At 48.1% G+C, this 19685-nt stretch carries 17 protein-coding genes; 16 read left to right on the plus strand and 1 reads right to left on the minus strand.

From position 1 onward, the window contains the following. Nucleotides 1-2: 2 nt before the first annotated feature. The 8 genes from K8U60_RS13095 to K8U60_RS13130 all read left to right on the plus strand — a co-directional run bounded on the left by K8U60_RS13095 (nt 3) and on the right by K8U60_RS13130 (nt 11152). Nucleotides 3-854 (plus strand): 3-hydroxybutyryl-CoA dehydrogenase, encoded by an 852-nt coding sequence (locus K8U60_RS13095; protein ID WP_223640242.1) that lies wholly within the window; start codon nt 3-5, stop codon nt 852-854. An 18-nt stretch (nt 855-872) separates the two neighbouring features. Continuing rightward, the gene (locus K8U60_RS13100; RefSeq protein WP_223640245.1) at nt 873-2009 is read left to right on the plus strand and encodes an acyl-CoA dehydrogenase; all 1137 of its coding nucleotides are present in this window, start codon (nt 873-875) and stop codon (nt 2007-2009) included. A gap of 19 nt (nt 2010-2028) precedes the next feature. Next, a complete protein-coding gene (locus tag K8U60_RS13105) occupies nt 2029-3168 on the plus strand; it encodes an acyl-CoA dehydrogenase (RefSeq protein WP_223640259.1) in 1140 nt (379 codons plus the stop codon). Nucleotides 3169-3183: 15 nt separating this feature from the next. After that, nucleotides 3184-3825 carry a TetR/AcrR family transcriptional regulator gene (locus K8U60_RS13110; protein WP_223640262.1) on the plus strand — a complete coding sequence of 214 codons (642 nt, stop codon included), beginning with the start codon at nt 3184-3186 and terminating at the stop codon, nt 3823-3825. A 5-nt stretch (nt 3826-3830) separates the two neighbouring features. Next, nucleotides 3831-7082 carry a fused isobutyryl-CoA mutase/GTPase IcmF gene (icmF, locus tag K8U60_RS13115; RefSeq protein ID WP_223640265.1) on the plus strand — a complete coding sequence of 1084 codons (3252 nt, stop codon included), beginning with the start codon at nt 3831-3833 and terminating at the stop codon, nt 7080-7082. Between the two features lie 995 nt (nt 7083-8077). Next, the gene (locus tag K8U60_RS13120; protein ID WP_223640268.1) at nt 8078-8299 is read left to right on the plus strand and encodes a hypothetical protein; all 222 of its coding nucleotides are present in this window, start codon (nt 8078-8080) and stop codon (nt 8297-8299) included. Between the two features lie 523 nt (nt 8300-8822). After that, nucleotides 8823-9395: a DNA-directed RNA polymerase subunit delta gene (gene rpoE, locus K8U60_RS13125; RefSeq protein ID WP_223640271.1), complete on the plus strand. Its 573-nt coding sequence runs from the start codon at nt 8823-8825 to the stop codon at nt 9393-9395. Between the two features lie 158 nt (nt 9396-9553). Then, a complete protein-coding gene (locus K8U60_RS13130) occupies nt 9554-11152 on the plus strand; it encodes a CTP synthase (protein WP_223640274.1) in 1599 nt (532 codons plus the stop codon). Between the two features lie 45 nt (nt 11153-11197). On the opposite strand, the gene K8U60_RS13135 is transcribed toward K8U60_RS13130, so the two are convergent. After that, on the minus strand, nt 11198-11683 hold the full coding sequence (locus tag K8U60_RS13135; RefSeq protein ID WP_223640278.1) for a DUF2529 family protein: 486 nt from the start codon (nt 11681-11683) through the stop codon (nt 11198-11200). Nucleotides 11684-11731: 48 nt separating this feature from the next. On the opposite strand from K8U60_RS13135, the gene K8U60_RS13140 reads away from it, so the two are divergent. From K8U60_RS13140 to K8U60_RS13175, 8 genes are all read left to right on the plus strand, one after another. Continuing rightward, nucleotides 11732-12091, plus strand: a complete 360-nt coding sequence (locus tag K8U60_RS13140) for a response regulator (RefSeq protein ID WP_223640281.1) — start codon at nt 11732-11734, stop codon at nt 12089-12091. Nucleotides 12092-12175: 84 nt separating this feature from the next. Then, nucleotides 12176-13033, plus strand: coding sequence for a class II fructose-bisphosphate aldolase (locus K8U60_RS13145; protein ID WP_223640284.1), 858 nt, complete (start codon nt 12176-12178; stop codon nt 13031-13033). A gap of 78 nt (nt 13034-13111) precedes the next feature. Next, nucleotides 13112-13774 carry a fructose-6-phosphate aldolase gene (gene fsa, locus K8U60_RS13150; protein ID WP_223640287.1) on the plus strand — a complete coding sequence of 221 codons (663 nt, stop codon included), beginning with the start codon at nt 13112-13114 and terminating at the stop codon, nt 13772-13774. A 133-nt stretch (nt 13775-13907) separates the two neighbouring features. Next, entirely contained in the window at nt 13908-15206 is a 1299-nt protein-coding gene (locus K8U60_RS13155) for a UDP-N-acetylglucosamine 1-carboxyvinyltransferase (protein ID WP_223640290.1), read from the plus strand. A gap of 75 nt (nt 15207-15281) precedes the next feature. Further along, nucleotides 15282-16247 carry a class II fructose-bisphosphatase gene (gene glpX, locus K8U60_RS13160; RefSeq protein ID WP_223640293.1) on the plus strand — a complete coding sequence of 322 codons (966 nt, stop codon included), beginning with the start codon at nt 15282-15284 and terminating at the stop codon, nt 16245-16247. 204 nt (nt 16248-16451) lie between these two features. Then, complete coding sequence (rho, locus tag K8U60_RS13165) at nt 16452-17735, plus strand: transcription termination factor Rho (RefSeq protein ID WP_223640296.1); 1284 nt, start codon at nt 16452-16454, stop codon at nt 17733-17735. A 150-nt stretch (nt 17736-17885) separates the two neighbouring features. Then, entirely contained in the window at nt 17886-18101 is a 216-nt protein-coding gene (gene rpmE, locus K8U60_RS13170; RefSeq protein WP_006829249.1) for a 50S ribosomal protein L31, read from the plus strand. 605 nt (nt 18102-18706) lie between these two features. Beyond that, the gene (locus K8U60_RS13175; RefSeq protein WP_215100529.1) at nt 18707-19297 is read left to right on the plus strand and encodes a thymidine kinase; all 591 of its coding nucleotides are present in this window, start codon (nt 18707-18709) and stop codon (nt 19295-19297) included. Nucleotides 19298-19685 lie beyond the last annotated feature (388 nt).

Genomic DNA, 19685 nt, shown 5'->3' on the forward strand with positions numbered 1-19685 from the left:
GCATGTCGATTCAAAATGTAATGGTCATTGGCGCCGGACAAATGGGTTCCGGCATCGCGCAGGTTTGCGCACAAGCAGGATTGAATGTGAAATTGAATGATATGAAACAAGAAGCCTACGAGCGGGGAATCGGGACCATCACCAAAAACCTGACCCGCAATGTTGAAAAAGGGCGCATGACCGAAGAAGAAAAAACAGCAGTCCTCGGCCGCATCACCGCATCGCTTGATCTGAAGGATGCGCATGACGTCGATATCGTCATCGAAGCGGCTGTCGAGAACATGGCCATCAAGCACAGCATCTTTAAAACGCTGGACGAAGTGGCGCCAAAGCACGCGATCCTGGCAACGAACACGTCGTCACTTCCAATCACAGAGATCGCGGCAGTCACCAATCGCCCGGAGCAGGTCATCGGCATGCATTTTATGAATCCGGTACCGGTGATGAAATTGGTGGAAATTATCCGCGGTTTGGCAACTTCCGATGAAGTCTACAAAAAAGTGGAAGAAATGACGGTTCAATTGTCGAAAACACCTGTGGAAGTGAACGACTTCCCGGGATTTGTCGCGAACCGCATTCTGATGCCGATGATCAATGAAGCGATTTTCACACTTCAGGAAGGTGTTGCGACCAAAGAAGCGATCGATGACATCATGAAACTCGGCATGAACCACCCAATGGGGCCGCTGCAATTGGCTGATTTTATCGGATTGGATACCTGCCTGTACATTATGGAAGTACTGCATGAAGGATTTGGAGACAGCAAATACCGCCCAAGCCCATTATTGCGGCAATACGTCAAAGCAGGCTGGCTCGGCAAGAAAACCGGACGCGGTTTCTATGAATACACTTAATTATTAGGGGGAACCGCAATGGATTTGCACTTTACAGATGAACAACTTATGATGCGCAACATGGTGCGAGATTTCGCGAAAGAGGAGATTACACCGTTTATCGAGAACATGGAAAACGGCGAATTTCCAACAGCTATTCTGAAGAAAATGGGCGAGCTTGGATTGATGGGCATAACGGCACCGGAAAAATACGGCGGCTCGGAAATGGATTTTACTTCTTATATCACAGCTATCCATGAACTATCAAAAGCGAGCGGTGTGGTTGGGGTTATCTTATCAGTCCACACGTCTGTCGGCACCAACCCGATCCTTAATTTCGGATCACAGCAGCAAATCGAAAAATACGTACCAAAACTGGCGAGCGGGGAATATCTGGGCGCTTTTTGCCTGACAGAACCTTCGGCAGGATCGGATGCAGCCAGCCTTAAGACAAAAGCTGTGCTGGACGGCGATGATTATGTCATGAACGGCTCGAAAGTCTTTATCACCAATGGCGGCGAGGCCGATACGTATATCGTATTCGCGTCTACAAAACCTTCCGCAGGTTCTCGCGGAATCTCGGCTTTCATCGTTGAAAAGGATACGCCGGGCTTGATCATCGGAAAAAATGAAAAGAAAATGGGCCTTAATGGTTCGAAGACGGTCCAATTGACCTTCGAAAACATGCGGGTACCGGCTGAAAACCTGTTAGGCGAAGAAAATAAAGGATTCAGCATCGCGATGGCGAATTTGAATGTGGGACGGATCGGTATCGCGGCACAAGCGCTCGGCATCGCCGAAGCGGCATACGAGTATGCAGTCGCCTACGCCAAAGAGCGTGAGCAATTTGGAAAACCGATTGCACAGCAACAAGGCGTCGGCTTTAAACTGGCAGATATGGCGACGCAGGTGGAAGCAGCGAAACTGCTGGTCTACAACGCTGCGGACCTCTATTCCAAAGGCAAAGATTGCAATAAACAGGCTTCCATGGCGAAACTTTTCGCGTCGAAAGCCGCAATGGATGTGACGATTGAAGCTATCCAGGTTTTCGGTGGCTACGGCTACACGAAAGATTATCCAGTCGAGCGCCTGTTCCGCGACGCAAAAGTGACCGAAATTTACGAAGGCACCAGCGAGATTCAACGCATCGTCATCAGTAAACAACTAATCAAGTAATTAATTGGAGGAATGGAAAATGAATTTTCAACTGTCTGAAGAACACGAAATGATCCGCAAAATGGTAAGAGATTTCGCTAACAAAGAAGTGGCGCCAACCGCGGAAGAACGCGACGAAGAAGAGCGCTTTGACCGTGAAATTTTCGACAAAATGGCTGAACTGGGCCTGACAGGAATTCCATGGCCGGAAGAATACGGCGGAATCGGTTCGGATTATTTGGCGTATTGCATCGCAGTTGAAGAATTGTCCCGTGTTTGCGCGTCAACGGGAGTTACATTATCTGCACATACTTCACTTGCCGGATGGCCGGTTTACACATTCGGAACAGAAGAGCAAAAGCAAAAATACCTTCGCCCGATGGCTGAAGGCACAAAAATTGGTGCATACGGCTTAACAGAACCGGCTTCAGGATCAGATGCGGGCGCGATGCGCACTTCTGCAAAAGAAGATGGCGATCATTATGTGCTGAACGGTTCGAAGATCTTCATCACCAATGGCGGCATTGCGGATATCTATATCGTATTCGCGGTAACGGATCCGGAATCGAAACATAAAGGCACGACAGCATTCATCGTTGAAAAAGATTTCGAAGGCTTTTCGGTCGGCAAAAAAGAACGCAAGCTCGGCATTCGTTCAAGTCCGACAACAGAAATCATTTTCGATAACTGCCGTGTACCGAAAGAAAACGTTTTGGGCGAGCTTGGCCAAGGGTTCAAGATCGCGATGCAGACGCTTGACGGCGGACGCAACGGCATCGCAGCACAGGCTGTGGGCATCGCACAAGGCGCGCTTGACGCATCAATCGACTATGCCAAAGAGCGTGAGCAATTCGGAAAGCCGATTTTAGTAAACCAAGGGGTTTCATTCAAATTGGCGGATATGGCGACTTCGATCGAAGCTTCCCGCCTGTTGACTTACCAGGCAGCTTGGTTGGAATCAAATAAATTATCCTACAGCAAAGAGTCGGCGATGGCGAAATTGATGGCCGGCGATACAGCTATGAAAGTGACAGTCGAAGCGGTTCAAGTATTTGGCGGCTACGGCTACACGAAAGATTATCCGGTCGAACGCTATATGCGCGACGCGAAAATTACGCAAATTTACGAAGGCACGCAGGAAGTCCAGCGTCTGGTTATTTCCCGGATGGTCACGAAATAAGCGGAGGGTTGCCTTATGAACAAAAAGCGTGAGATTGAGTCCTCCGTGAAAGACGAAAGCCTGATTGAAAAGCGCCGCGAACAAATGATTCGCGGGGCTGTCACGCTTTTTAAAGAAAAAGGCTTTCACCGGACGACGACGCGGGAAATTGCAAAAGCAGCCGGTTTCAGCATCGGTACGTTATACGAATACATCCGGACCAAAGAAGATGTGCTGTATCTCGTCTGTGACTCCATCTACGATGAAGTGCACACGCGTCTGGACCGGCTCGATATCGAACAGGGCTCGGTCAGCGTATTGGTGACGGCGATCGAACATTATTACACATTGATCGACGATATGCAGGATGAATTCGTGGTCATGTACCAGGAATCCAAATCCTTGCCGAAAGACGCATTAAGCTACGTGTTGAAGAAAGAACTTGAAATGGTGGCGATTTTCGAGCGCCTGTTGACGCAATGCGTCGACAACGGGGAAATCAAGATGACTCCGGAAGAAGTGGTCATGGCTTCCCATCATTTATTCGTCCAGGGACAGATGTGGGCTTTCAGACGGTGGGCGTTAAACGATTTCACCATCCAACAATTTATCGACATGCAAACCAAATTTCTTTTGCAGGGGATGGCAGGGGAAAACATCTCAATACAGGGGGCTTGATCATAATGGCTACAATCGAAGAAACGAAAACCTATCAGCCAAAAAACCATATCCGCTTTGTCACAGCTTCCAGTCTGTTTGACGGCCATGACGCGTCCATCAACATCATGCGCCGGATTCTGCAGGCGAGCGGTGCCGAAGTAATTCACTTGGGCCATAACCGTTCGGTTGAAGAAGTGGTCAATGCCGCGATCCAGGAAGATGTCCAGGGGATCTGCATTTCGTCCTATCAGGGCGGCCACATGGAATACTTCAAGTATATGCACGACTTGCTTCAGGAAAAAGGCGCTTCGCAGATCCGCATTTACGGCGGAGGCGGAGGCGTTATTTTGCCGCGCGAAATCAAAGAGCTTGAAGAATACGGCATTGCCGGTATTTTCTCGCCGGAAGACGGCCGCAAAAAAGGCCTCCAGGGCATGATTACGGAAATTGTGGAAGAATGTGATTTCTCGACGGCGAAACCGGATGTGAAGGTTGAAAACCTGTCAGCCGATGAGCCGGTTGTGTTGGCCCACGTCATCACAGCAGCGGAAGAAGCCCACACGCGCGATACCGATACCGACGATTTGTTGAGAGCGGTTCGGGAACAGACGAAAAACACGCCGGTTCTTGGCATCACAGGAACAGGCGGAGCCGGTAAAAGTTCATTGACGGATGAATTGATTCGCCGCTTCCTGTCTGAACTGCCGGACAAGAAAATCGCGATTCTTTCAATAGACCCGACCAAGCAAAAAACGGGCGGTGCACTTCTTGGTGACCGGATTCGCATGAACGCCATCTTCAACAAACGCGTCTTTATGAGAAGTCTGGCAACGCGTGGTTCACGCTCTGAGTTGTCTGGGGCCATTGGCGACGTGTTGGATGTCGTGAAAGCGGCCGACTTTGACTTAATCATCGTTGAAACGAGCGGAATTGGCCAGGGAGATGCGGAAATCGCTAATTTCTCGGACATTTCCATGTACGTCATGACCAGCGAATTCGGTGCGCCTTCACAGCTTGAGAAAATCGATATGATCGATTATGCCGATTTGATTGTCATCAATAAATTCGAACGCAGCGGTTCGCAGGATGCGCTTCGCCAAGTGCAGAAGCAGTATCAGCGCAGCCACCTGCTGTGGGACAAAGACCTGGACGAAATGCCGGTCTACGGGACAATCGCCAGCCAGTTCAATGATAAAGGGACCAATTCCCTGTTTGCTGCATTAGTGGCTACGGTCAATGAAAAAGTCGGAACCGACTGGGAAACGGATTACGATAAATTCGTCAAAACCCAGAAAGAGAATCTGATCATTCCAAATGACCGCCGCTATTATTTGCGCGAGCTGACGGACACAGTCCGCGGCTATCATGCTAAAGCTAAAGAACAATCCGCCTTTGCGCGCCGCCTGTTCCAATTGGAAGGCGCCATCGAAGCGGTAAAAGAAAAAGCGCCGGATGATGCATTAGTCGCTTCGCTCGAATCGCTGGCTGACGGCGTCCGTGATGAACTGACTACAGAATCCAAACGCATTCTCGCGAACTGGGATGCATTGAAGGAAATGTATGCTGGCGACGAATTCGTCACATCGGTCCGCGACAAGGAAATCCGTACGATCCTGCGTACAGAAAGCCTGTCAGGCATCAAAGTGCCGCGCGTCGTATTGCCGAAATTCGTCGATTACGGCGAAATCCTGTCGTGGGTCTATGCCGAGAACGTTCCGGGTTCATTCCCTTATACAGCAGGGGTATTCCCGTTCAAACGGGCTGGAGAAGATCCAAAGCGCCAGTTTGCCGGCGAAGGAACACCGGAACGCACCAATCGCCGCTTCCATTATTTATCGAAAGATGATGATGCAAAACGTTTGTCGACAGCATTTGACTCGGTAACGCTTTATGGCGAAGACCCGGATCACCGTCCGGACATTTACGGAAAAGTCGGAGAGTCGGGCGTGTCGATCTGTACGCTTGATGATATGAAGAAGCTGTACGCAGGGTTCGACCTGTGTGCACCATCGACATCCGTCTCCATGACGATCAACGGACCGGCGCCGATCATTTTGGCGATGTTCATGAACACAGCCATCGATCAGCAGGTCAAGTTGAACGAAGAAAAGCTGGGTCGCACATTGACGGTCGAAGAGTTCACGGAAGTCCGTGAAAGCACGCTGCAAGTTGTGCGCGGAACCGTGCAAGCCGATATCCTGAAAGAAGACCAAGGGCAGAACACCTGCATCTTCTCGACCGAGTTTGCGCTTCGCATGATGGGTGATATCCAGCAATACTTTATCGACCACAAAGTCCGCAACTATTACTCTGTATCGATTTCGGGCTACCACATTGCCGAAGCCGGCGCGAATCCGATTTCCCAATTGGCGTTTACGCTGTCCAACGGTTTCACGTACGTGGAATATTATTTGAGCCGCGGCATGAACATCGATGACTTTGCGCCGAACCTGTCGTTCTTCTTCTCGAACGGGCTGGATCCGGAATATACCGTCATCGGACGTGTAGCACGCCGCATCTGGGCAGTCGTCATGCGCGATAAATATGGCGCCAATGAACGCAGCCAGAAACTGAAATACCATGTCCAGACTTCAGGGCGCAGCCTTCACGCGCAGGAAATCGACTTCAACGATATCCGCACGACATTGCAGGCCTTGATGGCGCTGCAGGACAACTGCAACTCGCTGCACACCAATGCCTATGATGAAGCGATCACGACGCCAACGGAAGAATCGGTCCGCCGCGCAATGGCGATCCAGATGATCATCACCAAAGAGCATGGCCTGTCGAAAAACGAGAACCCGCTGCAAGGCGCGTTCATCATTGAAGAAATGACACAATTGGTGGAAGAAGCGGTGCTGACTGAGTTTGACCGCATCAACGACCGCGGAGGCGTCCTGGGCGCGATGGAAACACAATACCAGCGCGGCAAAATCCAGGAAGAGTCCATGCATTACGAAATGAAGAAACATACAGGCGAATTGCCGATCATTGGCGTCAACACTTACCTGAACCCGAATCCGCAATCGGACGACGACATCAACGCGATGGAAATCGCCCGCGCCACAGTGGAAGAAAAAGAAACACAAATCAACAACCTGCGCGCCTTCCAGGAACGCAACGACTCAACCGAAGCCTTGGAGCGCCTCAAGCAGGCAGCCAAGACCGGCGGCAACATCTTCGAAGAGCTGATGGAAACTGTAAAAGTCGCAAGCCTCGGCCAAATCACAACAGCCTTGTACGAAGTCGGCGGGCAGTATAGACGGAATATGTAGTGGGAAAAGTGGATCCGCCCATGAAAGCCCCGACAGGCTTAAGGCGACTTGGCGAAGCGGCGTGTTTTCAGCCGCACAGCCGAGTTGACTTAAGACCCCGAGGGGCTGGGCGGAGGAGCTGGACAAGGAAAAGCGGAAGCAGCCGTTTTGCTCCGATAGGCGTAAGAGCGTTTGGCGAAGCGGCGTGTTTTCAGCCGCACAGCCGAGTTGTCTTAAGACCCCGAGGGGCTGGGCGGAGGAGCTGGACAAGGAAAAGCGGAAGCAGCCGTTTTGCTCCGATAGGCGTAAGAGGGTTTGGCGAAGCGGCGTGTTTTCAGCCGCACAGCCAAGGCAGCTTACGACCCGAGGATCAGGCTGGTGGAGCTGGACAAGGAAAAGCGGAAGCAGCCGTTTTGCTCCGATAGGCGTAAGAGGGTTTGGCGAAGCGGCGTGTTTTCAGCCGCACAGCCAAGGCAGCTTACGACCCGAGGATCAGGCTGGTGGAGCTGGACAAGGAAAAGCGGAAGCAGCCGTTTTGCTCCGATAGGCGTAAGAGGGTTTGGCGAAGCGGCGTGTTTTCAGCCGCACAGCCAAGGCAGCTTACGACCCGAGGATCAGGCTGGTGGAGCTGGACAAGGAAAAGCGGAAGCAGCCGTTTTGCTCCGATAGGCGTAAGAGGGTTTGGCGAAGCGGCGTGTTTTCAGCCGCACAGCCAAGGCAGCTTACGACCCGAGGATCAGGCTGGTGGAGCTGGACAAGGAAAAGCGGAAGCAGCCGTTTTGCTCCGATAGGCGTAAGAGGGTTTGGCGAAGCGGCGTGTTTTCAGCCGCACAGCCAAGGCAGCTTACGACCCGAGGAGCAGGCTGGTGGAGCTGGACAAGGAAAAGCGGATCCGCCCACGAAATCAAGGTTTGGATAAAGAAAAACTGTATAAAACACGATAAAAGTAAGCGGAATCCGTCTTCCAACGGATTTCGCTTACTTTTTTTGGCGAAAAAGCGAGATGGATTTAATTTGTGGGCGTTCAGAAAGATTTATGGGCGCTCAGAGGAATTTGTGGGCGTTCAAACAGATTTGTGGTCGTTCACGGGAATTTATGGGCGCTCAAAAAAATTTATGGTCGTTCGGCTGAGTTAAGACCTAAGAGCCAGATGGATGAAAGTACGAAAGAAGGCGAAAACCCGTCAAAAGACGGGTTTATCACCTTTTTTGAGAAGAAAAAGAAAAGAGAGATCTAACTTGCAGGCTGAGACACTGGATTTTCGTTGATTTTAAGTAGGTTATGCACGTTCAGCAGGAAATACGCATGCTCAGAAAAAAATATGCACGCTCAAGAAAAAATACGCACAAACAGCAGGAAAACGGAAAAGGAAATATGATAAAAAGAAATTAAATCTAGTATCTTATTTATAAAAGAAAATATTTCCAAAAAGTTAACCCGTAACAATCCCTCACTATACACGCCAATTCGATATCCCTGCTCTTTTTCTGTATAATAGAAGAATACGCACCGCAGAAACCAAGAAGGATGGATCCTATGCGCAAAGCTATCCACTACATAATCATCACAATCTGTGTCATACTGATTTTCTTCCTGTACAATAAAGCTTTGGGATCAATTCCATTTATGATTCTGGCGCTCTATTTGTTTTATTTTGGATGGAGACAAATAGATCCGAGAAAAAAGAAAACACGGTAGCGGAGACTAGGTAGTTTGTATATAATGAATTAAGTTACGAAAGAAGAAGGGACGTGCACGGAATGAAAATTCGTGAATTATCTAAAGAAGAACTGATAGAAGAGTCATTCGTTGACTTGACATATGCAATGCTGGAAGAAACACACGAAACAAGAACTTACGCAGAATTGGTTGCGGAAATCGAAAAATTGCTGAATTTGTCTAAAGAAGAAATGAAAGATCGTCTTGTGCAGTTCTATACTGACCTGAATATTGATGGCCGCTTTTTGATTTTGGGCGAAAACCGCTGGGGCCTTCGCGAATGGTATCCGGTTGAACAGATTGAAGAAGAGTCGGCGCCGACCGTTAAAGCACGCAAGAAGAAAGCCAAAGTGGCTGACGACGAAGGCTTTGACGATTTGGACGAATTGGCATTGGAAGATGAATTGGAGTTTGAGGACTTCGGTGAAGACGACGATGACGATGACGACGAGGACGAAGTGGTTAAATCACCGGTTGAAGTGGAAGTCCTGGATTTCGATGCGGATGACGACGACGAAGAAGACGTCGACGTTCTGGTTGAAGACCTCGACGGCAACATCATCGATGATGAAGACGACGACGAAGACGACGATGAAGAAGATGACTTGAAGTAATCTGAACATTTTTTCACCTTGACTTATGAGGCTAGACTGGATAAGATTTTACTGGGCTCCTTAAAATAGGAGAGATGATTCGTACAGTTTACGCGCTCCCCCTGCATATGCAGCAGGTGGAGCGCTTTTTATTTTTACCATTCGAGGAGGAAGCAGGCATGACGAAGTATATATTTGTAACCGGTGGGGTTGTATCATCACTAGGTAAAGGGATTGTAGCCGCATCGTTAGGGCGTTTATTGAAAAACAGAGGGTTGAATGTAACGATTCAAAAATTCGATCCGTACATCAATATCGACCCTGGAACAATGAGTCCGTATCAGCACGGAGAAGTTTTCGTGACAGATGACGGCGCAGAAACAGATTTGGATCTTGGCCATTACGAACGTTTCATCGATATTAATTTAAACAAATACTCAAACGTAACAACCGGGAAAGTCTACTCGACCGTTATTCAAAAAGAACGCCGCGGCGATTACTTGGGCGGAACGGTTCAAGTTATTCCACATATCACAAACGAAATCAAAGACCGTCTATTGCGCGCTGCCAAAACAGCGAAAGCGGACGTAGTCATCACGGAAATCGGCGGAACCGTAGGCGATATCGAATCATTGCCATTCCTCGAAGCAATTCGCCAAATGCGTTCTGATCTTGGGCGCGATGAAGTGATGTACGTCCACTGTACCTTGATTCCGTATCTTGGAGCAGCTAAGGAAATGAAAACAAAACCGACACAGCATAGTGTAAAAGAACTTCGCAGCCTCGGCATTCAGCCAAACCTGATCGTCGTGCGTACAGAACACCCAGTGCCACAGGACATGAAGGACAAGATTGCATTATTCTGCGACATTAAGCCGGAAGAAGTAATCGAATCACGCGATGTTGACGTGATCTACGAAATGCCGCTTCGCCTTCAGGAGCAGCATATGGACCAAATCGTCCTTGATCATTTCGGGATCGAAGCGCCTGAAGCGAACATGACGGAATGGAATACGCTGGTCGATAAAGTAAAATCGCTTAAAAACAGCGTACGCATCGGCCTTGTCGGAAAATATGTAGAATTGCAGGATGCTTATATTTCTGTAGTGGAAGCCTTGAAGCATGCTGGTTTCGCATTTGATTCTGAAATCGAAGTGGATTGGATCAACGCTGAACACATCAATGCCGACAATGTTGCAGAAAAATTGAAAGATTGTGATGGGATCCTGGTTCCAGGTGGTTTCGGCGACCGTGGAGTTGAAGGGAAAATCGCGGCTACTCAATTCGCACGCGAAAACAATGTACCGTTCTTCGGTATTTGCCTGGGCATGCAATTGGCATCTGTCGAATTCGGCCGCAACACCATGAACCTGGAAGGCGCACATTCTTCTGAATTGAACGCTAAAACACCATACCCAGTCATTGATTTATTGCCTGAACAAAAAGACATCGAAGACTTGGGCGGAACACTTCGTCTTGGCTTGTATCCGGCGAAACTTGAAAAAGGTTCGAAAGCGCATGAGGCTTATGGAGAAGAATTGGTTTACGAAAGACATCGCCACCGTTACGAGTTCAACAATGAATACCGTGAAGCTTTCGAGAATGCCGGATTCAAATTTACAGGCACCAGCCCGGATGGCCGCCTGGTGGAAATTATTGAAGTTGCTGACCACCCATGGTTCGTGGCATGCCAATTCCACCCGGAGTTCATTTCACGACCGAACCGTCCGCAGCCATTGTTCCGTGAATTTGTAAAAGCATCCATTGCCAATAAATAAATGGCAAAAGCCTTCCCTGAAAATGGGAAGGCTTTTTGCATAAATTTATTCATTCAAAAGTTGGTCAATCTGTTGCTTGACCGCATAATAAAGATAGAGCGCGGCCATGGCGTGTGGAACTAACAGGGGCAAGCCGTCGTCCTGTAACAGGGTGCCTTCGTGGCTGCTTAAGGGAAGGAAGACGTCAGCCAATTCACTTTCGTCTGAATGGGATGCGACAAACGCGAATGGAATGCCGGCGTCTGCTAACCTCCCGGCAAGTTCATCCCCCTCATTATTCGGTGCCAGAATCCAGACGCGGTCGGTACTGGTGACGATGCTTGCCGGCGACCACTCGGCTGCAGCAATCAACGGCACTTCGCTATGCAATGCTGCGGCAACCACAGCTTTCATTTCACCAAAGGCTGCGATGAAGATGGTCCCTTCCGCAACGGCGGCCTGTGCCAAAACACCGGCAATGCCGTCAATGGCAGGCTGCTGATTGGACAGGCGCTCAAACAATCGGGTCAATTGTGCAGTTAATGGATCCATAAAACTCACCTCGTGAAAAAAGTATAGCAGATAAAGGAGTGGTTCTTCTTGAAAACCATTTTAATTGTCGATGACCAGCCAGGAATCCGGCTGTTGTTGAAAGAAGTATTCAGCAAAGAAGGATACCACGCGATTACAGCGGGAAGCGGAAAAGAAGCACTTGAAAAAGTGCAGGAAGTTTGTCCGGATCTGGTGCTGTTGGATATGAAAATCCCCGGTATGGATGGCATTGAGATCCTTAAGCGCTTGAAGAAAAACCAGTCGGCTGTTCATGTCATCATGATGACGGCTTACGGTGAACTTGACCTCATTAAGGAATCCATGAACTGGGGAGCGGAACGTTATTTCACTAAGCCTTTTGATGTCTTCGAAGTGCGTGACGCCGTTAAGCAGTTATTAGAAGAGTAAACAACGAAGAAGTAGCGTAAGTACTGGGTTTTTGATATAGTATAAAGGATATTCGCTTTAAACATTGCTGAGGAGGAATTCTAAATGCCATTGGTTTCAATGAAAGAAATGATGATAAAAGGAAAACAAGAAGGATATGCAATCGGTCAATTCAATTTAAACAACTTGGAGTTCACACAAGCTATTCTTCAAGCCGCACAAGAAGAGAATTCTCCCGTCATTTGCGGAGTTTCTGAAGGTGCAGCCCGTTACATGGGTGGATTTACGACAGTTGTTAATATTGTCAAAGGATTGATGCATGATTATAAAATTACCGTTCCCGTGGCGATTCATTTGGATCACGGTTCAAGCTTTGAAAAATGTAAGGAAGCGATTGATGCTGGATTCACTTCAGTTATGATCGACGCCTCCCATCATCCTTTTGAAGAAAACATTGAAATCACGAAACAAGTCGTAGAATATGCACGGAAGCACAATGTTTCCGTTGAAGCGGAATTAGGAACTGTCGGTGGACAGGAAGATGACATCATTGCAGATGGCGTGATTTATGCAGATCCTCAGGAATGCAAACAGATGGTTGAACAAACCGGAATCGATTGCCTGGCCCCTGCTCTAGGTTCGGTCCACGGTCCTTATAAAGGAGAACCGAATTTAGGCTTCGAAGAAATGGAAGAAATTTCTCAGCAGTGTGACGTGCCGCTTGTATTGCACGGCGGAACAGGCATTCCTTTAAAGGATATTCAACGTTCTGTTTCACTTGGCACATCGAAAATCAATGTCAACACGGAAAGCCAGATTACATCGGCTCAAGCAGTCCGCGACAAATTGAACAGCGATCCGGATGTCTATGATCCCCGCAAATACCTGGGACCAGCCCGCGACGCAATCAAAAAGACGGTAATCGGCAAAATGCGTGAATTTGGAAGTTCAGGAAAAGCATAATAAGAGACAAAAAAAGATGGGAGAGAAGTGTCCACAAGGCGCCTTCTCTTTTTCCCGTCATACTGGAGGAAAAAAACCATGAAATTTTTCATCGACACAGCAAACTTTGACGAAATTAAAGAAGCACATGCCTGGGGTATCCTATCGGGTGTTACAACCAACCCATCATTGGTTGCAAAAGAAAAGAATGTTTCATTCCATGACCGCCTGAAAGAAATCGCTGCACTTGTTGACGGTTCAATCAGTGGCGAAGTCATCTCACTTGATGCAGAAGGCATGATTAAAGAAGGCCGTGAACTTGCAGACCTTGCTCCGAATATTACGGTTAAATTGCCGATGACTCCAGACGGTTTGAAAGCTTGCTCGGTTCTTGCTTCAGAAGGCAAAAAAGTCAATGTCACATTGATTTTCAGTGCCAACCAAGCATTGCTTGCAGCACGTGCAGGGGCGTCTTACGTATCACCGTTCCTTGGACGCCTTGACGATATCGGACATAACGGAATGGACTTGATCGCAACAATCGCAGAGATTTTCGCCATCCATGACATTTCTTCAGAAATCATCGCTGCTTCAATCCGTCACCCGCAGCACGTTACAGAAGCTGCTTTGAATGGTGCACATATTGCCACTATGCCGATTAAAGTTATGCACCAGATGTTTAAACACCCGCTGACAGATCAAGGAATCGAAGCATTCCTGGCTGACTGGGAAAAACGTTCAGTGGAAGACGGCGTAAAATAAAGAGAACAGTGGATTTCCCCGTTTGAAAAGCGGGATAGACTAAAATTGTGATCGGCATCTAGTCCAAAGGCCGAAGCAATGGAACTTTTCGGACGAAACGAACTGTCCGAAAAGGAGAAAAAGGAGAAATTTAATGGATGTTTATAAAATAAAGGGCGGCAAACGCCTTTCCGGAACAATTAAAGTCAATGGCGCTAAAAATAGTGCAGTAGCCTTGATTCCTGCATCGATTTTGGCGAATTCGCCAGTAACGATTGAGGGATTGCCGGGAATTTCCGACGCTTGGACACTGAAGAGTATTTTGGAAGAAATCGGCGGAGAAGTAACATTCGAAGACGGAACGATGAATATCGATCCGACAAAAATGATTGATATGCCTTTGCCGAACGGCAATGTGAAAAAGCTTCGTGCCTCCTACTACATGATGGGTGCGATGCTGGGCCGCTTCAAGCATGCAGCAATCGGCTTGCCGGGCGGCTGTTTCTTAGGCCCCCGTCCAATCGATCAGCACATCAAAGGCTTTGAAGCGTTAGGCGCAAAAGTGACGAACGAACATGGCGCCATTTATTTGCGTGCAGATGAACTTCGTGGAGCTAAAATTTACCTGGATGTTGTCAGTGTCGGCGCAACAATAAACATTATGCTCGCAGCTGTAATGGCTAAAGGGCAGACGACGATTGAAAATGCGGCAAAAGAACCGGAAATTATTGATGTAGCGACTTTATTGACCAATATGGGCGCGAAAATCAAAGGAGCCGGAACAAATGTCATCCGTATCGATGGCGTGGAAGAATTGCACGGCACCAATCATACGATCATTCCTGACCGCATCGAAGCCGGAACTTTCATGATTATGGCTGCTGCTATAGGGGATGGCGTCACGATCGATAACGTGATTCCTTTCCATATGGAAGCATTGACTGCCAAATTGCGTGAAATGGGCGTTGATGTTCAGGAAGGCGAAGAATCGATTTATATTCCAAAATCCGTTGATTTGCATGCAATCGATGTAAAAACCCTGGTCTATCCAGGCTTTGCGACAGATCTTCAACAGCCGTTCTCTGTGCTGATGACTCAGGCCCAAGGAGCTTCGATGATTACAGATACCATCTACTCGGCACGCTTCAAGCATATCGACGAACTTCGCCGGATGAATGCGAGCGGGCGGGTGGAAGGAAGAGCGGCGATTATTACCGGTCCGACTCCGCTGACATCGGCAACTGTCGTTGCATCCGACTTGCGGGCAGGAGCGGCATTGGTCATTGCAGGATTATTGGCGGAAGGCGAAACGGAAATCCGTGAAATCTATCATATTGAACGGGGCTATTCGTCCATCATCGAAAAACTGCAGGGCCTCGGCGCTGATATCCGGAGAGAGACCATCGATCCGGTGGCAAGCATGAAGTCCGACCTTAGCCAAGACGCGAATTGACTCTCTTTTAGCGTAAAAATATGTGCTACAATAATGAAGACATAGCGTTATAGCTGAACGGGAGGAACTGATAGTATGGAACGAAGTCTATCGATGGAATTAGTGCGTATCACTGAAGCGGCAGCAATTGCTGCTTCAAAATGGATGGGCCGCGGCATGAAGATTGAAGCGGATGATGCAGCGACCACTGCAATGAGAACGGTATTTGATACCATTCCGATGCGTGGTGTTGTCGTCATCGGTGAAGGTGAGATGGATGAAGCTCCTATGCTGTATATCGGTGAAGAACTGGGGACTGGCAATGGTCCGGAAGTGGACGTTGCAGTAGATCCTTTAGAAGGAACAAATATTGTCGCTGCAGGCGGCTGGAATGCTTTGGCAGTTTTGGCGATTGCAGATCGCGGCAACCTTCTGAATGCTCCTGATATGTATATGGAGAAAATAGCGGTTGGGCCGGAATCAGTGGGCAAAATCGACATCAACGCGCCAGTCATCGACAACCTTCGTGCAGTGGCGAAAGCCAAGAACAAGAACATCGAAGACGTCGTGGCCACCATTATGAACCGTCCTCGCCACCAGGAGATCATTGATCAGATCCGTGCAGCGGGAGCCCGCATCAAATTGATTGATGACGGCGATGTTGCCGGTGCAATCAATACTGCATTCGATCAAACTGGTGTCGACATCCTATTCGGAACTGGTGGAGCACCCGAGGGTGTCATCGCTGCAGTCGGCTTAAAATGCCTGGGCGGCGAGATCCAGGGGAAACTGGTTCCACAGAACGAAGAAGAAGCGCAGCGCTGCATCGATATGGGCCTTGACGTAAGTAAAGTCCTGATGATGGATGACCTAGTCAAAGGCGATGATGCCATTTTTGCGGCAACAGGCGTCACAGACGGCGAACTATTAAAAGGCGTCCAGCTGAAAGGCGGTTTCGCCGAAAGCCATACATTGGTCATGCGTGCGAAATCCGGAACCATCCGCTTTATCGAAGGGCGTCACAGCCTGCAGAAAAAGCCGAATCTTGTAATGAACGATTAACGATCCTACTTCATAAAATGAGTCCGGCAACTTGCCGGACTTCTTCTTTACGATCTTCTCAATCATTCACTGCTGATCCTCAAATCTTATAAGTTGAATCAAAAAATTTTTTTTGCATATCGCTTAGCCCGAGTCCGCGAAAATTTATTGCATTCATTCAACTTATCTACAAAAAATAATACGAATAAGAGTGGTGTCCGATACATGGCAACGATAACGATCTCCGCATTGGAGAACATGACATTAAAAGAACTTTATAATTTAGCAAAAGAATACAAACTGAGCAATTACAGCAAGCTGACCAAAAAGGAACTGATTTTTGCGATTTTGAAAACACGTGCGGAACAGGAAGGTTTCTTCTTTATGGAAGGTGTTTTGGAGATTATTCAATCGGAGGGTTTTGGTTTCCTGCGTCCGATCAACTATTCACCGAGTTCACAGGACATCTATATCTCCGCTTCCCAAATCCGCCGTTTTGATTTGAGAAATGGCGATAAAGTATCCGGGAAAGTGCGTCCGCCGAAAGAAAACGAACGTTATTTCGGCTTGCTTCAAGTGGAAGCGGTAAACGGCGAAGATCCGGAAGTGGCAAAAGAACGCGTCCATTTCCCAGGGCTGACGCCGCTTTATCCAGACCGCCATATCCGCCTGGAAACGACACCTGCGCATTTATCGACGCGCATTATGGATTTGGTTGCGCCTGTCGGATTTGGCCAGCGCGGTTTGATCGTGGCACCGCCGAAAGCAGGGAAAACGATGCTGCTGAAAGAAATCGCCAATTCGATTACGACCAATCATCCGGAAGCGGAATTGATTGTGCTGTTGATTGATGAGCGTCCGGAAGAAGTGACGGATATCGAGCGTTCCGTGGATGCCGATGTCGTGTCGTCAACTTTCGATGAAGTGCCTGAAAATCATGTTAAGGTTGCTGAATTGGTTCTTGAACGCGCGATGCGCCTTGTTGAACACAAACGTGATGTTGTCATTTTGATGGATTCCATCACGCGTCTGGCACGAGCATATAATTTGGTTATTCCGCCAAGTGGCCGTACACTATCTGGAGGGATAGACCCAGCAGCTTTCCACCGGCCGAAACGCTTTTTCGGAGCTGCCCGCAATATCGAAGAAGGCGGCAGTTTGACTATTTTAGCGACAGCTTTAGTAGAGACCGGATCACGTATGGATGAAGTCATTTACGAGGAATTTAAAGGGACAGGCAATATGGAATTGCATCTTGACCGTTCTTTGGCTGAGCGCCGTATTTTCCCTGCACTTGATATTCGCCGTTCCGGAACACGCAAAGAGGAATTGCTGATCGAACCGAAGCAGCTTGAAAAGCTTTGGTCCATCCGGAAAACCTTCTCGGATTCACATGACTTCGGCGAACGTTTCCTGAAAAAAATGAACCAAACGGATACCAATGAAGAATTCTTTGAACAATTGGCTACGGAAATGAAGACCCACCGAAGCAATAAGAAGATGATTTAATTGCTTGCAAATGGTACGGGGATTTGTTATGATTATGAGAGTGAATCAAAGCAAAGCTATTGCATATACGGTCTGAAGAACCGTGTAAGGCAATAGTAAAATAGAGTAAACTCTGTTCCAGATGGTTCAGGGCGAGAGGAGAAAATTACAATGAAAACAGGTATTCATCCAGATTACAAACAAGCTACAGTAACTTGCTCATGTGGGAACTCTTTCACAACTGGTTCTGTAAAAGAAAACATCAGCGTTGAGCTTTGCTCTGAATGTCATCCATTCTACACTGGACGTCAGAAATTCGCATCAGCAGATGGCCGCGTAGATCGTTTCAACAAGAAATACGGCCTAAAAGAAGAAATCAACGAGTAAATAAAAATATACCTGCCTAGCGCGAAAACGCCTGGCGGGTATTTTTTTTTCGCCTTCTATCTGAAAAACACCTTACATATTTCAAAAAACAGCAAGCAATCGCATGATTTTTGGTATGATAAAGAAAAACTTCATCTATATAAGTTGAACTAAAGAATCCTCGTAAATAAGCCGCTTCGGCGCTTTGGGTAGAGCAAAGACGATTGCTCCTGCGCAAGCTCGTCGCCAATGAGGTCCCAGGAATGCCTGGTCCCTCATTGGCTCCCACAATAAGCCGAGAAGACCACTCGTCTTATTGCTCCGCTCGGCATTCGCCTGCTCCTGTGCCGCGCCGGCGTTAAAGAAATCTCTAGAGATATGGAGCAAAACAGCTATGCTATATCCCTATCGATAGCGTAGCTTTAAAAACCGTGCTCCTTCGTGCTGCGCACTACGTCGCAAAGACATTGTCCTCGCAAGCTACGGCTAATGTCTTCGGAGCTGTTTTGCGGAATATCGGCTACTATAGTTAGTTGAGTTCAATTTATATAATTAGGAAGGGCTTCATATTTCTATAAACATTCGTGCATGAAAAAACAACCAAGAGTTCGAAAGGGGTCTCACCTATGTATGTCATGAAACAAACTGGATGGGTCGAATTGATCTGCGGCAGCATGTTTTCCGGGAAATCAGAAGAATTGATCCGCCGTGTCCGTCGTTCCCAATTCGCCAAACAAAAAATCGCTGTCTTTAAACCGAAAATCGACGACCGTTACAGCAAAGAAGCGGTCGTTTCCCATAATGGTGCAACTGTGATTGCCCTGCCGATTTCCCGTTCAACCGAAATGTGGGAGTACATTACCGATGAATTTGATGTCATTGCCATAGATGAAGCCCAATTTTTTGATGAAGACATCATCGAAAATGTCCAGAAGCTTGCAAATCATGGTTTCCGGGTAATCGTGGCAGGGCTGGACCAGGATTTCAGAGGCCGCCCGTTCGGCCCGATGCCGGCATTATTGGCAATCGCCGAACAAGTGACGAAACTTCAAGCTGTCTGCACCGTTTGCGGTTCTCCCGCAAGCCGCACCCAGCGACTGATCGACGGAAAGCCTGCAGGATCGGATGACCCGACAATCCTGGTAGGTGCATCAGAAGCCTACGAACCACGCTGCCGCCATCACCACGAAGTACCGGCAGGCGTTACCGTTAAGTGAATAGAGTATAAATATTGAGATGGTTTTGAAGAAATTGCTACAGGCGGACGCTTTCCGCGGGTACGGCCTCTGCCGCTTCCCTCGCTGTGCTCAGTCCAGTGGCTCCAGCTCGCGCTATTTCCGCAGGAAGCGAGTCAGGCTGTGCCTGACTCGTTTGCAACGAAGCTAGCGTAGCGATGCAGGAGCAGATCTTTGCCCTTCGCCAACTTCCGCTCTTCCTTCTAAGAGTCATGTGAACAATTATGTAAAGTGAAACTCCATTTAAAAATTACAGTAGACTTATCATTAAATCATTAGTGAAGATTTTGATTATTAACGTCATTTATTAAGATATGGAGCAAACCAGTGGAGACTCCCACGGGATAGCGAAGTGCCGAAATCCACTCGG

The organism is Planococcus circulans (assembly GCF_020023385.1).
GTDB lineage: Bacteria > Bacillota > Bacilli > Bacillales_A > Planococcaceae > Planococcus.

Excerpts from the sequence above, each read along its gene's own strand:
- K8U60_RS13110 (WP_223640262.1), top strand. The coding sequence starts at position 3,184 with ATGAACAAAAAGCGTGAGATTGAGTCCTCCGTGAAAGACGAAAGCCTG.
- K8U60_RS13095 (WP_223640242.1), top strand. The coding sequence starts at position 3 with ATGTCGATTCAAAATGTAATGGTCATTGGCGCCGGACAAATGGGTTCC.
- K8U60_RS13155 (WP_223640290.1), top strand. The coding sequence starts at position 13,908 with ATGGATGTTTATAAAATAAAGGGCGGCAAACGCCTTTCCGGAACAATT.
- K8U60_RS13100 (WP_223640245.1), top strand. The coding sequence starts at position 873 with ATGGATTTGCACTTTACAGATGAACAACTTATGATGCGCAACATGGTG.
- rho (WP_223640296.1), top strand. The coding sequence starts at position 16,452 with ATGGCAACGATAACGATCTCCGCATTGGAGAACATGACATTAAAAGAA.
- K8U60_RS13145 (WP_223640284.1), top strand. The coding sequence starts at position 12,176 with ATGCCATTGGTTTCAATGAAAGAAATGATGATAAAAGGAAAACAAGAA.
- K8U60_RS13105 (WP_223640259.1), top strand. The coding sequence starts at position 2,029 with ATGAATTTTCAACTGTCTGAAGAACACGAAATGATCCGCAAAATGGTA.
- K8U60_RS13135 (WP_223640278.1), bottom strand. The coding sequence starts at position 11,683 with ATGGATCCATTAACTGCACAATTGACCCGATTGTTTGAGCGCCTGTCC.
- fsa (WP_223640287.1), top strand. The coding sequence starts at position 13,112 with ATGAAATTTTTCATCGACACAGCAAACTTTGACGAAATTAAAGAAGCA.
- icmF (WP_223640265.1), top strand. The coding sequence starts at position 3,831 with ATGGCTACAATCGAAGAAACGAAAACCTATCAGCCAAAAAACCATATC.
- rpmE (WP_006829249.1), top strand. The coding sequence starts at position 17,886 with ATGAAAACAGGTATTCATCCAGATTACAAACAAGCTACAGTAACTTGC.
- glpX (WP_223640293.1), top strand. The coding sequence starts at position 15,282 with ATGGAACGAAGTCTATCGATGGAATTAGTGCGTATCACTGAAGCGGCA.
- K8U60_RS13130 (WP_223640274.1), top strand. The coding sequence starts at position 9,554 with ATGACGAAGTATATATTTGTAACCGGTGGGGTTGTATCATCACTAGGT.
- K8U60_RS13175 (WP_215100529.1), top strand. The coding sequence starts at position 18,707 with ATGTATGTCATGAAACAAACTGGATGGGTCGAATTGATCTGCGGCAGC.
- rpoE (WP_223640271.1), top strand. The coding sequence starts at position 8,823 with ATGAAAATTCGTGAATTATCTAAAGAAGAACTGATAGAAGAGTCATTC.